Annotated in this window: 16 protein-coding genes; 7 read left to right on the plus strand and 9 right to left on the minus strand. The window is 63.5% G+C overall.

Annotated features, from left to right (window positions below):
• Nucleotides 1-225 precede the first annotated feature (225 nt).
• Nucleotides 226-786 carry an ankyrin repeat domain-containing protein gene (locus tag P9272_RS21300; RefSeq protein ID WP_278162059.1) on the plus strand — a complete coding sequence of 187 codons (561 nt, stop codon included), beginning with the start codon at nt 226-228 and terminating at the stop codon, nt 784-786.
• Between the two features lie 25 nt (nt 787-811).
• Here P9272_RS21300 and P9272_RS21305 read toward each other — a convergent pair whose 3' ends face one another.
• Nucleotides 812-1,339 carry a gamma carbonic anhydrase family protein gene (locus P9272_RS21305; protein WP_278162060.1) on the minus strand — a complete coding sequence of 176 codons (528 nt, stop codon included), beginning with the start codon at nt 1,337-1,339 and terminating at the stop codon, nt 812-814.
• Nucleotides 1,340-1,358: 19 nt separating this feature from the next.
• Nucleotides 1,359-1,703 carry a hypothetical protein gene (locus tag P9272_RS21310; protein ID WP_128261109.1) on the minus strand — a complete coding sequence of 115 codons (345 nt, stop codon included), beginning with the start codon at nt 1,701-1,703 and terminating at the stop codon, nt 1,359-1,361.
• Between the two features lie 110 nt (nt 1,704-1,813).
• Here P9272_RS21310 and P9272_RS21315 point away from each other — a divergent pair, with 110 nt between their 5' ends.
• Together P9272_RS21315 and P9272_RS21320 are read left to right on the plus strand one after the other, a co-directional pair.
• Nucleotides 1,814-2,542 (plus strand): hypothetical protein, encoded by a 729-nt coding sequence (locus P9272_RS21315; RefSeq protein WP_278162061.1) that lies wholly within the window; start codon nt 1,814-1,816, stop codon nt 2,540-2,542.
• 80 nt (nt 2,543-2,622) lie between these two features.
• On the plus strand, nt 2,623-3,861 hold the full coding sequence (locus tag P9272_RS21320; RefSeq protein WP_278162062.1) for a cytochrome P450: 1,239 nt from the start codon (nt 2,623-2,625) through the stop codon (nt 3,859-3,861).
• Between the two features lie 87 nt (nt 3,862-3,948).
• Here the strand turns inward: P9272_RS21320 and P9272_RS21325 are convergent, their stop codons facing one another.
• From P9272_RS21325 to P9272_RS21345, 5 genes are all read right to left on the minus strand, one after another.
• Nucleotides 3,949-4,293: a cupin domain-containing protein gene (locus P9272_RS21325; RefSeq protein ID WP_128261112.1), complete on the minus strand. Its 345-nt coding sequence runs from the start codon at nt 4,291-4,293 to the stop codon at nt 3,949-3,951.
• A 1-nt stretch (nt 4,294) separates the two neighbouring features.
• Nucleotides 4,295-5,575, minus strand: a complete 1,281-nt coding sequence (locus P9272_RS21330) for an O-acetylhomoserine aminocarboxypropyltransferase (protein WP_128261113.1) — start codon at nt 5,573-5,575, stop codon at nt 4,295-4,297.
• A gap of 160 nt (nt 5,576-5,735) precedes the next feature.
• Entirely contained in the window at nt 5,736-6,257 is a 522-nt protein-coding gene (locus P9272_RS21335; RefSeq protein ID WP_128261114.1) for a CoA-binding protein, read from the minus strand.
• Nucleotides 6,254-7,036, minus strand: coding sequence for an AAA family ATPase (locus P9272_RS21340; protein WP_278162063.1), 783 nt, complete (start codon nt 7,034-7,036; stop codon nt 6,254-6,256). The genes P9272_RS21335 and P9272_RS21340 overlap by 4 nt, the downstream gene beginning before the upstream one ends.
• A 44-nt stretch (nt 7,037-7,080) precedes the next feature.
• Nucleotides 7,081-7,902: an enoyl-CoA hydratase gene (locus P9272_RS21345; RefSeq protein WP_278162064.1), complete on the minus strand. Its 822-nt coding sequence runs from the start codon at nt 7,900-7,902 to the stop codon at nt 7,081-7,083.
• A gap of 151 nt (nt 7,903-8,053) precedes the next feature.
• Between P9272_RS21345 and P9272_RS21350 the strand changes: the two genes are divergently transcribed.
• The 3 genes from P9272_RS21350 to rpsI all read left to right on the plus strand — a co-directional run bounded on the left by P9272_RS21350 (nt 8,054) and on the right by rpsI (nt 9,668).
• A complete protein-coding gene (locus P9272_RS21350) occupies nt 8,054-8,518 on the plus strand; it encodes a PaaI family thioesterase (RefSeq protein ID WP_128261116.1) in 465 nt (154 codons plus the stop codon).
• 215 nt (nt 8,519-8,733) lie between these two features.
• Entirely contained in the window at nt 8,734-9,198 is a 465-nt protein-coding gene (gene rplM / locus P9272_RS21355) for a 50S ribosomal protein L13 (protein ID WP_040983169.1), read from the plus strand.
• The gene (gene rpsI / locus P9272_RS21360) at nt 9,198-9,668 is read left to right on the plus strand and encodes a 30S ribosomal protein S9 (RefSeq protein ID WP_040999876.1); all 471 of its coding nucleotides are present in this window, start codon (nt 9,198-9,200) and stop codon (nt 9,666-9,668) included. The genes rplM and rpsI overlap by 1 nt, the downstream gene beginning before the upstream one ends.
• 58 nt (nt 9,669-9,726) lie before the next feature.
• Here rpsI and P9272_RS21365 read toward each other — a convergent pair whose 3' ends face one another.
• Nucleotides 9,727-10,635: a LysR family transcriptional regulator gene (locus P9272_RS21365; RefSeq protein ID WP_278162066.1), complete on the minus strand. Its 909-nt coding sequence runs from the start codon at nt 10,633-10,635 to the stop codon at nt 9,727-9,729.
• A gap of 94 nt (nt 10,636-10,729) precedes the next feature.
• Here P9272_RS21365 and P9272_RS21370 point away from each other — a divergent pair, with 94 nt between their 5' ends.
• Nucleotides 10,730-11,596 (plus strand): aldo/keto reductase family oxidoreductase, encoded by an 867-nt coding sequence (locus tag P9272_RS21370; RefSeq protein ID WP_278162067.1) that lies wholly within the window; start codon nt 10,730-10,732, stop codon nt 11,594-11,596.
• Nucleotides 11,597-11,746: 150 nt separating this feature from the next.
• Here P9272_RS21370 and P9272_RS21375 read toward each other — a convergent pair whose 3' ends face one another.
• On the minus strand, nt 11,747-12,805 hold the full coding sequence (locus P9272_RS21375; protein ID WP_278162068.1) for a glycerophosphodiester phosphodiesterase family protein: 1,059 nt from the start codon (nt 12,803-12,805) through the stop codon (nt 11,747-11,749).
• Between the last annotated feature and the right edge of the window lie 49 nt (nt 12,806-12,854).

Raw genomic sequence — 12,854 nt, forward strand, 5'->3', positions numbered from 1 at the left:
CACGCGGGGGGGGGGGGGGGGGCCCTGTCACCACCCCGGGTCGCGCCCCCCCCCCCCCGGCCCCCAACGACCGGGTTTTAGGAGCCGGCCCCTGTCCCCGGGGCCGGCTCCGCTGTTTCAGGCCGTGCCTTTCGAGGGCAACGATCGGGGCTCAGCTGAGGGCCACTGGCCCGATCGGCATTTCCAAGCGAGACGGAAGGAACCAATATAGCTCGGTCATTGCGGATGAAAGCGATGCTGGAAGTCCCTGAGGGTCACTGCGAGCGCCATCGGCTTTTCAAAGCCATAGACGAGGCGTTCAAGGCCGGAGATTTCGCGACCCTCGGTGTTGCGCTCGGCGGGTCCGCGCGCTGGTTCGACGAGCGGATGCCGTTCGAGCTCGGCCTTGGCCATCCGCTCGAATATGCCATCTACTGGAGCCCGGCCGCGTTCATCACCGCGCTTCTCGATGCGGGCTCGAATCCGAATTACGAAGATCCTGCCGGGTTCCCTTCGATCATCGCGGCGTTGTCGGCGGAACGGCCTGACCGGCTGGACGTCATCCATATCCTGCTCGAGCACGGCGCCGATCCGGATATGCGCGGCGTGAACGACTGGACGCCCCTGCACTATGCGGTTTCCCGGCATGACGCCGAAGCGATCCAGTTGCTTCTCCTCTCGGGCGCGGACCCGTCGCTGCGCACCCGCATCGACGACTATGAGACGGCGCTGGAAGGCGCCGAACTGACTGGCTTCGAAGCAGGCGTGGTTGTGCTGCGTGAAGCGCTGAATAACCGTCGCGTATGACGACCAGCGAAGCGGCCCGCCGGCGTCATACCGCCTTCAGGCCGGCCTTGAAGCGTTTGGCATTGGCCACATAGTGGGCGGCCGAGGCGCGCAGGCGCTCGATCGCCGCTTCGTCCAGTGTCCTGATCACCTTGGCCGGCGAGCCGACGATCAGCGAATTGTCCGGAAAAACCTTGTTTTCCGTCACCAGCGCGCCAGCGCCGACCAGCGAGTTGTTGCCGATCCTGGCGCCGTTCAGCACGATGGCGCCCATGCCGATCAGGCTGTTGTCGCCGATCGTGCAGCCGTGCAGCAGCGCCCTGTGGCCGATCGTGCAGCCTTCGCCAATGGTCAGCGGAAAACCCGGATCGGTGTGCATGATCGTATGTTCCTGCACATTGGTGTCGGCGCCAATGGTAATGGGCTCGCCATCGCCACGGATGGCTACGCCGAACCAGATACCGACATTGCGGCCGATCCGGATATTGCCGATCAGCGTGGCGTCGGGCGCAATCCAGTTCGTGTCGACGTCCTCGAACTCAGGCGCTTTGCGATCGATCGCATAGATCGGCATTTTGCGGCTCCGAATCGTCTCAACCAGCGAATTCGAAAGACCCTAAGTTCTCGGTGGCCCAGGATGCAATGGCGATGAGCACGATGCCGAGCGCCAACGCCCAGGCGATGGCCGTGCAGCAGCAGGACAATAGCGCCATCGTGCCGATGCGGCCCTCGCGCCGGGCGGCCAAAGCCTCGTTTGTGAGCATGAACGGTCCGGCGCAAGCCGTTGCCGCGAGCGAACGCAGGACATGGACCGGCGAGACATAGGGCTCGGCAAAGGCCAGGCGCCGGCCGGACAACAGTTCCATGGCCGATCCCGCCAACCCGCAGGCTGTTAGACCAACCGCAAATCCGTAAAGAACAAGCACAACGGGCTCCATGTTTACCAGCCGTTTACCATGAAAACGCACAGTCGTGGCAACGCGCTGCAAGAGCCATGCCGCGCCGGCTGTGCCGCCGGAGGACAGGCGGACGGATCGGGGAAGAGCCAATGAGAGACGCAACGGCTGCCGAGAGCCGGGACTTCGAGGTCGTCGATTCGACCTTGATGAGGCGAGTCTTCTATATCTTCGCGGCGCTGGCGCTGCTTTCGGTGGCCATCAGCGTCGGCGGCAAATGGCTTGGACGGTCGATCGCCATGGCCGGCTATACGGATGACACGACAGTGCGCCGGGTCATCATGGGCAACAATCTCATCAGCGTGCCGGCAAACTTCATCCGCTTCGACCAGGCGAGGCGCGACGGCATCGCCTCGCGGCTCGATCTCTACCTGCGCTATCCCGAAATGGACGGCTACAGCACGGCCGCGCGCGACGACTTCAACCACACGACGACCAGGAAGATCATCTTCCTGTCGTTCGAGCCGCGCATGATGTCGCGCGACATGAGCGGCCGTTTCGCGCCGATCTACAGCGCCCTGATCGAAAAGCCGGGCACGCCCGGCCCGGGCAGCACGACGGTTTACGCTTTCACCGAAAAATCAGGCTATCTGAACGAGGTGCTGGCCGTCGCCGAGCGTCCCGGCAAGGATCCGTTCGTCGCCCGTTGCCTCAGCGGTCCGACCGCGGAGGAATCGCTGGCGCCCTGCGAGCGCGATATCCAGGTCGGCGACGATCTCAGCCTCACCTACCGCTTTCCGCGCGAGTTGCTCGCGAACTGGCCTGCGCTCGACGCGGCGATCGCCGCCAAGGTGGCGGGTATCCTGAAAACGGGTCATTAGCGGCTGGCTCAACGCTTCTCCGTCCCGGGCGCCAAGACATTGTCTGGCATCGCGCTGACAAGGCGCGCTAAAGATCGAGCATGATGCCAGCCTATCTCGCCTTCGACCCGACCAGTCGCCGCCTACATCTCGACCCGCACGAACCGGCCTTCATGCAGAACCCTTATGAGGCCTATGCCTTCCTGCACGGCACTGCCAACGCCTTCTTCTGGGAAGACTATGGTTTCTGGTGTTTCGGCGGTTTCGATGACGTCAACCGGCTGCTGCGCGACCGCCGTTTCGGCCGCCAGAACCCGGCGGGTATTCCCGACAGCCGCGGCGTTGGCGACGACCGCTCGCACCTCGTGGCCTTTGATGCGATCGAGGCCAATTCCATGCTGGAACTGGAGCCGCCGGTGCATACGCGGCTGCGGACGCTGGTCAACCGCGCCTTCGTCTCACGTCAGGTCGAGCGGCTCAGGCCGCGCATCGAGGCTTTGGCCAACGAGTTGGTCGATCGTTTCGAGCCAAGCGGCGTCGACCTTTTGCCGGCCTACGCCTCGCCCTTGCCGATCACCATCATCGCCGAGATGCTCGGCGTTCCAGTCGAGATGGGGCCGCAACTGCTCGACTGGTCGCATCAGATGGTGGCCATGTACATGCATGGCCGCACGCGCGAAATCGAAGACACCGCCAACAGCGCCGCGCGCGATTTCGCTTCCTTTCTGCGCGGTTACGTCGCCGAGCGGCGCCAGAAGCCGGGCGACGACCTACTGTCGCTGCTGATCGAGGCCCGGGACAACGGCCAGAAGCTTTCGGAGGACGAGCTGGTGTCCTCGGCCATCCTGCTTCTTAACGCCGGCCACGAGGCGACCGTGCACCAGACGGGCAATGCGGTGCGCTCGATCCTGGCCCAGGGCGGCGATCCACGCCGGTTCTTTGAAACGCCGGAGAAAAACGTCGCGGCAGTCGAGGAGTGCCTGCGCTACGACGCGCCGCTGCACATGTTCCTGCGCTATGCCTACGAGGAGATCGAAGTGTCACCAGGCATCGTGGTCAAGCCCGGCGAGATGGTCGCGCTTCTGCTCGGCATGGCCAATCACGATCCCCTGGCTTTTGCCGAGCCCGACACCTTCAATCCGGCCCGCGCGGACCAGAAGAATGTCTCCTTCGGCGCCGGCATCCATTTCTGCATCGGTGCACCGCTGGCGCGGCTTGAGTTGGAGGTGTCGCTGAAAACGCTGTTCGACCGGCTGCCGGATCTGCGCCTGACGGAGGCGCCACGCTTCCGCGACACTTATCATTTCCACGGGCTGGAACGGGTTGCGGTCACGTTTTGAGGCGAAGCCTACGCGGCTGTGTCATCCCTGGCTGTAACGACGCGAAGCGGGGCGAAGGCCCAAGGATGGAGAAGCGACGGCGCCCGCTCAAAGCTTGATCACGTATTCCTTGCGCGTCGTCTCGAGCACTTCCCAGGTCCCTTTGAACCCCGGCATTAGCACGAAACTGTCGCCGGCCCGCACGGTGCGCGTCTCGCCGCCATCCTCGGCGATCACCGAGGCGCCGGACAGGATGTGGCAGAACTCCCATTCGTCGTAAGAGATGCGCCATTTGCCCGGCGTCGCTTCCCAGATGCCGGCATAGAGGCCGCCGTCGCGCTCCTCGACATTCCAGGTACGGAATTTCGGATCGCCCGAGATCACCCGGTCCGGGGCCGGCGCGCCGGCCTCCGGTTCGACGGTGTTGATATCAACCGTAAGAAATGCCGACATCTCAGACCTTGCCGAGCGCCTGTTCGAGATCGGCGACGATGTCGTTGACGTCCTCGATGCCGATCGACAGCCGCACCGTGTCAGGCCCAGCGCCAGCCTTGACCTTCTGCTCGTCGGACAGCTGGCGGTGCGTGGTCGAGGCCGGATGGATGACCAGCGACTTGGTGTCGCCGACATTGGCGAGATGCGAGAACAGCTCGAGCGCCTCGACGAATTTGACGCCCGCCTCGTAGCCGCCCTTGAGGCCGAAGGTGAAGACCGCGCCCGCGCCCTGCGGCGAATATTTCTTCTGCAGCGCGTTGTTCTTGTCGCTGGGGAGCCCGGGGTAATTCACCCAGGCGACCTTGGGATGGTTGGAGAGCCAGCCGGCGACGCTCGCGGCGTTGTCGCAGTGGCGCTGCATCCTAAGCGGCAGCGTCTCCAGGCCGGTGAGGATCAGGAAGGCGTTGAAGGGCGAGATCGCCGGCCCCAGATCGCGCAGGCCGAGCACGCGCGCGGCGATGGCGAAAGCAAAGTTGCCGAAAGTCTCGTGCAGGACGAGCCCGCCATATTCAGGCCGCGGCTCCGAAAGCATCGGGTATTTGCCCGACTTCGACCAGTCGAATGTACCGCCGTCGACGATGACGCCGCCGATCGAATTGCCGTGGCCGCCGATGAATTTTGTCAGCGAATGCACAACGATGTCGGCGCCGTGTTCGATCGGCCGTATCAGATAGGGCGAAGCCAGCGTGTTGTCGACGATCAAAGGCAGGCCATGCTTGCGGGCGATGTCGCCGATCTTCTCAATGTCGACGAAAACGCCGCCCGGATTGGCGAGACTTTCGATGAAGATCGCCTTGGTCCTGTCGTCGATCTGACTCTCGAAAGTCGCCGGATCATTCGCTTCGGCCCAGCGTACTTCCCAGCCGAAATTCTTGAAGGCATGGCCGAACTGGTTGATCGAACCTCCATAGAGCTTGTTGGCGGCGATGAAATTGTCGCCCGGCTGCATCAGATTGTGGAAGACGATCACCTGCGCGGCATGGCCGGAAGCGACAGCGAGCGCGGCGGTGCCGCCTTCCAACGCGGCGACACGCTCCTCGAGCACCGCCTGCGTCGGGTTCATGATGCGGGTGTAGATGTTGCCGAAGGCCTTCAGCCCGAACAGCGAAGCGGCGTGGTCGGCATCGTCGAAGACGAAGGAGGTGGTCTGGTAGATCGGCGTGGCCCTGGCGCCGGTCGCCGGATCGGGCTTGGCGCCGGCATGAACGGCCAACGTATTGAAACCGGGCGTACGGGTCATCTAAGTCTTCCTCTCCTGGCCTTCGAAAAATCGCCGGGCATTCTTGGCGAAGCCCGAGTTGGAATGCAAAGAAGAAAATACCTTTCGGGACGCGATCTGCGACGAACGACCGAGAAAATCCATTTCTTCCCGGAATAATTTTGCGCGCACCGCCGGGCGCCTACTTCTGCCGCACGCCGAAGCTCTGAAACCCCTGGCGCATCAACGGCTTCTTCGACGACAGAACGCCGGAGTTGACGCCGGTCCAGCCGATCTCGCCCGACAGCTTGCCGTATTCGATCTTCGGGCAACGATTCATCACCACCTTGATGCCAGCCGCCTCGGCGCGGGCGGCGGCCTCGTCATGGCGCACGCCAAGCTGCATCCAGACAACCTTGGGCAGCGGGTCGAGCTTCAGCACCTGGTCGATGATGCTGGGCACTGCCGAGGAAGCGCGAAAAATGTCGACCATGTCGAACGGCTGCGGCAGGTCGGCAAGGCTGGCATAGACCGTGCGGCCCAGGATCTCCTTGCCGGCATGGCCGGGGTTGATCGGGAACACTGAAAAGCCTTTGGCCAATAGATATTTCAACACGAAGTAGCTCGGCCGCACGTCGTTGGGCGACGCGCCCACCATGGCGATCGTCCTCACCGAGTTCAGAATGCCGGCGATGTAGGCGTTGTCGTAAATGTCGTGATTCATGGCTCGTCCTCATACAGCGCTTCGGCGAGAAAGGCAGCCGGGTCGCTGCAGAAGTCGCGCATCATGCGAAAATGGTCAGTGTCCTGAAAATCGATCGGGTCGAGGCCGAAGCGGCTGATGCGAAAGAGCCGCGCATCCGGACAAGCCATCAGCAGCGGCGAGTGCGTGGCCATGACCACCTGCGCGGTGCCCGACTGCTCCATGCGTTGAAGCAATTTGAGCAACTCGATCTGGCGGGTCGGCGAGAGCGCGCTTTCGGGCTCGTCGAGGATGTAGATGCCTTGCCGGCGGCAACGCTCCTCGAAGAAGCGAATGAAGCCTTCGCCATGCGACCATGACAGGAAATCGGGCGGCGGAGGCTTGAATGGATCTTCGAGCGCAACCTTATCGAGATAGCGCGCGACCGAGTAGAAAGATTCAGCGCGGAAGAACCAGCCTGCGGTGACTTTCGGCAACCAATGGCCGCACAGCGTATCTGCAAGCGCCGCGCCGCTTTTGTCGATGGCGATGGAATGATCTACCGGACGATAACGCTTGCCGCCGCCCGCCTCGTCATAGCCAGCCAGCGCGCCAATGGCTTCCAGCAGCGTCGATTTGCCGGTACCGTTTTCGCCGACGATGATGGTGATGGCCGAAGCGAATTCGAACTCGAATTCGCGGTCGCGGAAAATCGGCAGGCTCCAGGGATATTGCTCCCAGTCGGCAACGCGCGACGGCTCAAGCAGGATGCGCTTGAGATAGGGCGCTTTCAGCCGCGTTAGTTGCTTGCGGGCAGCCACATCGAACCTTCAACGATGAAATGGCGCGGCTTCATTCAAACCGGCTACTCGTCGGTCCACTCCGGCTTGCGCTTGCCGATGAAGGCGCCGATGCCTTCCTCGGCGTCGCGCGCCAGCATGTTTTCCACCATCACGCGGCCGGTATAGGCATAAGCGTCAGCGAGCCCCATCTCGGCCTGGGCGTAGAAGGCTTCCTTGCCTGCCTTGACCACCAAAGACGATTTGGAAGCAATGGTTTGCGCGTATTTGTTGACAACCTGATTCAGATATTCGCGCGGCACGATGCGGTTGATCAGGCCGAACTCCCTGGCTGTCGCAGCATCGATCGTCTCACCGGTGAGCAGCATTTCCATCGCCTGCTTGCGCGAGACGTTGCGCGACAATGCCACCATCGGCGTCGAGCAGAATAGGCCGATGTTGACGCCCGGCGTGCAGAAGGTGGCCTCGTGCGAAGCGATGGCAAGATCGCAGCTCGCGACCAGCTGCAGACCGGCGGCGGTGGCAAGGCCATCAACCTCGGCGATCACCGGCTTCGGGTGGCGCACGATGGTCTGCATCAGGCTCGCGCAGGCAGCGAAGGTCTTTTCGAAGAAGGTCTTGCCGCGATCCGCTTCGGCGCGATGCGCCGTCAGCTCCTTGAGGTCGTGACCGGCGCAGAACACTTTGCCCGACGCCGCCATGATGATGACGCGGACGGATTTGTCGGCCCTCACTCGGTCGAACTGCGCCTGAAGTGCTGCCATCGTTGCCAGCGAGAGCGCGTTGGCCGGTGGGCTGGCAAGCGTGAGGCGCAGGATGCCCTTGTCCTGGCTGACAAGAACGGGGCCGTCGGTGACGGCGGGCTTGATGGCGACGACTTCAGCCATTTCCAATCTCTCTGGTCAGCGCGCGCGGCGCATGGAGCAACAGAACTAACACGCTGCCGGTTGAAGAACAGCCGCGAGGCGTGTTTTCTCGGTCGCACCGTTTGGTCCAGGCATATCGCCGGAGCTTGTCACCTCATATAGGACGTTGCCCATGCCCGCCCAAAGCGATCTGAAGCCAATGCTCAATGCGGCCGAAGTCAATGCGCTGATGGCAAGCGTCTATCCGCAGCTCAACGACAGTTTCACCTCCTACGAGGCGATCGACGTGTTTCCCGGCGGCTGCACAGTGCGGCTCAATGCGAACGAACGGCATCTACGCCCCGGCGGCACGGTCTCAGGCCCGTCGCTGTTCACACTGGCCGACATCGGCGGCTATGTCTGCGTGCTCAGCCATGCCGGACCGGACGCGCTCTCGGTGACTGTCAACCTCGATATCAATTTCATGCGCAAGGCCGATGCCGGTCCGATCGATGGCCATTGCCGGATCCTGAAGCTCGGCAAGAGCCTGATGGTGTTCGACATCGACATCGTGGCGGGCCCGGATGGGCACACTGTGGCGCATGCCACCGGGACCTATTCCATTCCAAGGAAGCGCGAGAATGATGCGGTAAAATAGTACCGCCTTATCAAGAGATTGTTTTTTTCTATATTTATTCGCCTGAACTCATTTTTCGTTGCCTTGACGCGTCAGGCGCCCTCGCCTATAAGCCCACCCGAAGCAGCGGCCCGGAAAGGCCGCCGTTTTGTTATTGGCGGACTTTCCGTCAATCCAAGCAACAAGAAACGCCTTTCTGTCCTTCGGGTCTGAAAGGTCAACCTGAGAGCAAAACCATGGCTACCTTTTCGCAGAAGCCTGCGGATGTGGTGAAGAAGTGGGTGCTGATCGACGCCGAAGGTCTCGTCGTCGGTCGTCTGGCCACTGTCATCGCCAACCATCTGCGCGGCAAGCACAAGCCCACCTTCACCCCGCATGTCGATGATGGCGACAATGTCATCGTCATCAATGCAGACAAGGTGGTGTTCACCGGCAAGAAGTACACCGACAAGGTCTACTACTGGCACACTGGCCATCCCGGCGGCATCAAGGAGCGCACCGCGCGCCAGCTGCTCGAGGGCCGTTTCCCCGAGCGCGTCGTCGAGAAGGCCGTCGAGCGCATGATCCCGCGCGGCCCGCTTGGCCGCCGCCAGATGAAGAATCTCCGCGTCTATGCCGGCGCCGAGCATCCGCACACCGCCCAGCAGCCCGTCACGCTCGACGTGGCCAAGCTGAACTCCAAGAACAAGAGGGCTTCGTAATGGCTGAGCTTTCCTCGCTCGCAGAACTCGGCACCGTGGCCGCGCAGCCGGCCGCGCCCGTGCATGTCCAGAAGCTCGACAAGTCGGGCCGCGCCTATGCCACCGGCAAGCGCAAGAACGCCATCGCGCGCGTCTGGGTGAAGCCGGGCTCCGGCAAGATCACTGTCAACGACAAGGAATTCGCGACCTATTTCGCGCGTCCAGTGCTGCAGATGATCCTCAACCAGCCGATCGTCGCAGCCAACCGCGCCGGCCAGTACGACATCGTTGCCACCGTCATCGGCGGCGGCCTCTCCGGCCAGGCCGGTGCGGTGCGTCACGGCATCTCCAAGGCGCTGACCTACTACGAGCCGGGCCTGCGCTCGGTGCTCAAGAAGGGCGGCTTCCTGACCCGCGACAGCCGCGTGGTCGAGCGCAAGAAGTACGGCAAGGCCAAGGCCCGTCGCAGCTTCCAGTTCTCGAAGCGCTAAGCGCTGCGAAATCCAAGCTTTCGAAAAGGCCGCCTTCGGGTGGCCTTTTTGTTTTCCGCTACCAGTGTCCCGCCGGCGTTTTGATGTAGTCGATAAAGGCGCGCAGCGGCGCGGGCACCAGACGGCGCCCGGGATAGTAGAGAAACGGACCGGAAAATTCCTGCCACCACGGCTCCAGCACGGGCTCCAGCGCGCCGCTCTCGAAATGCGGGCGTACCCAGTCCTCGAACAGCCAGAGAATGCCGACGCCGGCGATCGCCGCATCGATGGCGAGATCGACGCCTCCGCCGATGCTGACGAGCAATGGTCCCGTGGTATCGACCCGCACCACCTCACCGTCCCGCTCGAACTCCCAGGGCGTCATGACCCCGCTCGGGAAGCGGCCGCGTATGCAGGCATGGCCAAGCAGGTCGCGCGGGTGCTGCGGCCGGCCGTGCCGGTCAAGGTAGGACGGCGCGGCGGAGGTGGTGAAGCGCTGCGTGCGCGGCCCGATCGGCACGGCGATCATGTCCTGCTCCAGCCGCTCATCATAGCGGATGCCGGCATCACAGCCTGCCACCAGCAGATCGATGAAATTCTCCTCTGCGATCACCTCCAGGCGAATGGCAGGATAGGCGGCGAGAAATCCCGGAACGATCCTTGGCAACACCAGCCGCGAGGCGCTTACCGGCACGTTGAGCCGCAAGGTTCCGGCAGGCCGGTCGCGAAAGCCGTTCACCACATCGAGCGCTGCCTCGACCTCGCTCAGCGCGGGGCCGAGCCGCGCCAGCAGGCCGGCGCCAGCCTCGGTCAAAGCGACGCTGCGCGTCGTGCGATTGAAGAGCCGGACGCCGAGCTGGGTTTCCAGACGGCGGATGGCATCACTGAGCGCGGAGGCGCTGCCCGCCGTGGCGCGGGCGCCTTCGCGAAAGCCACCGGCGCGCGCCACGGCCATGAACGCCTGAAGATCATTGAGGTCAACCGCCATTGTACTGAATCTCGCACAAGCCGTTCCGAATATAGCCGGTTATCGGGACAGTGACCATGCTCTATCTCCCTCGTCGACAGCGAAGGAGACCACGATGTCCAGCGTAGACAAATCCGGCAGACTCGGCGACTGCTCGGTCCACCGCCTCGGCTACGGCGCCATGCAGCTTGCGGGCAAAGGTGTGTTCGGTCCGCCCAAAGATCATGACGCGGCCATCGCCGTGCTGCGCGAAGCGGTTGCCGCCGGCGTTGACCATATCGACACCAGCGATTTCTACGGCCCGCACGTCACGAACCTTTTGATCCGCGAAGCGCTGGCGCCCTACCGCGATAATCTGACCATCGTCACCAAGATCGGCGCCCGCCGCGGCGATGACGCGTCCTGGCTGCCGGCCTTCGCGCCCAAGGAGCTCGAGCAGGCCGTGCATGACAACCTTCGCAACCTCGGGCTCGACGTGATGGATGTCGTCAACCTGCGCCTGATGTTCGACGTGCACGGCCCTGCGGAGGGTTCGATCGAGGCTCCGCTGTCCGCGCTGGCCGAGTTGCAGCGCAAAGGCCTCGTGCGCCATATCGGCTTGAGCAACGTCACCCGCGCGCAGATCGCGGAAGGCCGCAAGATCTGCGACATCGTCTGCGTGCAGAACCATTACAATCTCGCGCATCGCGACGATGACGCGCTTATCGACCAGCTGGCGCGCGGCGGCATCGCCTATGTGCCCTTCTTCCCACTCGGCGGCTTCAGTCCGTTGCAATCATCGACGCTGTCCGACGTGGCCGAACGGCTCGGCGCGACGCCGATGCAGGTGGCGCTGGCGTGGTTGCTGCAGCGTGCGCCCAATATCCTTCTGATACCGGGCACGTCGTCGGTCGCGCATCTGCGGGAGAATCTAGCGGCCGCGGAGTTGGAGTTGTCGGCTGATGTGTTGAACGAGCTGGATGGCGTGGCGAAAGCAGCGTAGCTCGGCGCAGCACCCCGCCCGCGCCGCGCTTTATACTCGAACGCTGGCACGCTGGCATGGAGCGACTACAGTTGGCACGACGCGCTACCTTCCCTCGATGGGGAGGTCGGCGCGCGAAGCGCCGGGCGGGGTGAAGCGCCACGCCGGGTCCTAATTGATGCTCGCCGTGTGCGCCGGCTCGGCCTGCTTGATGTTAGTAGTGTAAGGCACCCGATACCCGTTCGCGGCCAGCCACTCAATAGCCGCTTTCGGCTCGTCGGTCTGGATGATCGTTGCGCCGCGGTCGACCCAGAAACCCCAAGCTTCGCGTGGCAGGCCGGCGGCGACGGCGAGTTCGTCGCCACGGCCGCCGGCGAGGAAGCCGCCCGGCTTGCGCACGATGGCGTAGGTGTCGGCCCAAAGGTGCCAATCGCCTCGGGCCGCTTCGGCGCGCATATGGTTGCTGAACAGCGGCCCGCCAGAGGCGGTCAGCGTCTCGGCGCCGTTGCGCCAGTTGATCAATTCGATGGCGCGCGGCGCGAACGCCTTGTCGACCTCAGCGGCGAAGGCGGCGTCATACACGGCGTCGTCGGCGAGGATCGGCATGAACTGGAAGCCGCCGCCTGCCCTGGAAAGCGCGGCACTGGCGGCATCGATGCGCTGCCGGTTCCAGAGGTTCTCCTTGACGATCACCTGGTCGGCCATGCCGAGGTCGCGCGCCTCCGCGACCATTCCGGGGAGGTCGGTCATCTCCAGCTTGTTGTCGAGGTTGATCAGGATCCTGTCCCTGGTCGTCAGCAGCATCTCGCGCAGCGTCGACACCGTCTCGTTGGTGACGGCGCCCGTGCCCTCGATGACCAGCCGGCATTTCTTCAGCTCGGCAAGCGTGTAGTTCACAACCTCGCCCTTGCAGGTGGTGGTGCGGTCGAGCCAGCTGTCATGCATGATGACGAACTCGCCGTCCTTCGCGCGACGGACATCGACCTCGACGATCTCGGCGCCTATCGCGATCGACCCTTCGACCGCGGCCAACGAGTTCTCCGCGTAAAGCGTCTTGCCGGCCTGCATGCTGCCGGCGCGGTGCGCGGCGATCATCACATGATCGCGCCATTGGTTGGCGTGCTCGAAGCGATCGAGGATTTGGGCGGCGCGCGTCTGGCCGGCTAGACTTTGGCTAGGAATTGCACCAAGCGCGGCGGACAGAAAAAGGCTCAGCCAGAGTGTTCGCATCGGGGAATCGCTCCGTTCCGGGTCGGTACCCGGTTAGGCGTTTCCGATG

The sequence above is a fragment of the Mesorhizobium sp. WSM4976 genome, from assembly GCF_029625685.1.
In the GTDB taxonomy this organism is placed as follows: Bacteria; Pseudomonadota; Alphaproteobacteria; order Rhizobiales; family Rhizobiaceae; genus Mesorhizobium.

Excerpts from the sequence above, each read along its gene's own strand:
- P9272_RS21300 (WP_278162059.1), top strand. The coding sequence starts at position 226 with ATGAAAGCGATGCTGGAAGTCCCTGAGGGTCACTGCGAGCGCCATCGG.
- P9272_RS21305 (WP_278162060.1), bottom strand. The coding sequence starts at position 1,339 with ATGCCGATCTATGCGATCGATCGCAAAGCGCCTGAGTTCGAGGACGTC.
- P9272_RS21310 (WP_128261109.1), bottom strand. The coding sequence starts at position 1,703 with ATGGAGCCCGTTGTGCTTGTTCTTTACGGATTTGCGGTTGGTCTAACA.
- P9272_RS21315 (WP_278162061.1), top strand. The coding sequence starts at position 1,814 with ATGAGAGACGCAACGGCTGCCGAGAGCCGGGACTTCGAGGTCGTCGAT.
- P9272_RS21320 (WP_278162062.1), top strand. The coding sequence starts at position 2,623 with ATGATGCCAGCCTATCTCGCCTTCGACCCGACCAGTCGCCGCCTACAT.
- P9272_RS21325 (WP_128261112.1), bottom strand. The coding sequence starts at position 4,293 with ATGTCGGCATTTCTTACGGTTGATATCAACACCGTCGAACCGGAGGCC.
- P9272_RS21330 (WP_128261113.1), bottom strand. The coding sequence starts at position 5,575 with ATGACCCGTACGCCCGGTTTCAATACGTTGGCCGTTCATGCCGGCGCC.
- P9272_RS21335 (WP_128261114.1), bottom strand. The coding sequence starts at position 6,257 with ATGAATCACGACATTTACGACAACGCCTACATCGCCGGCATTCTGAAC.
- P9272_RS21345 (WP_278162064.1), bottom strand. The coding sequence starts at position 7,902 with ATGGCTGAAGTCGTCGCCATCAAGCCCGCCGTCACCGACGGCCCCGTT.
- P9272_RS21350 (WP_128261116.1), top strand. The coding sequence starts at position 8,054 with ATGCCCGCCCAAAGCGATCTGAAGCCAATGCTCAATGCGGCCGAAGTC.
- rplM (WP_040983169.1), top strand. The coding sequence starts at position 8,734 with ATGGCTACCTTTTCGCAGAAGCCTGCGGATGTGGTGAAGAAGTGGGTG.
- rpsI (WP_040999876.1), top strand. The coding sequence starts at position 9,198 with ATGGCTGAGCTTTCCTCGCTCGCAGAACTCGGCACCGTGGCCGCGCAG.
- P9272_RS21365 (WP_278162066.1), bottom strand. The coding sequence starts at position 10,635 with ATGGCGGTTGACCTCAATGATCTTCAGGCGTTCATGGCCGTGGCGCGC.
- P9272_RS21370 (WP_278162067.1), top strand. The coding sequence starts at position 10,730 with ATGTCCAGCGTAGACAAATCCGGCAGACTCGGCGACTGCTCGGTCCAC.
- P9272_RS21375 (WP_278162068.1), bottom strand. The coding sequence starts at position 12,805 with ATGCGAACACTCTGGCTGAGCCTTTTTCTGTCCGCCGCGCTTGGTGCA.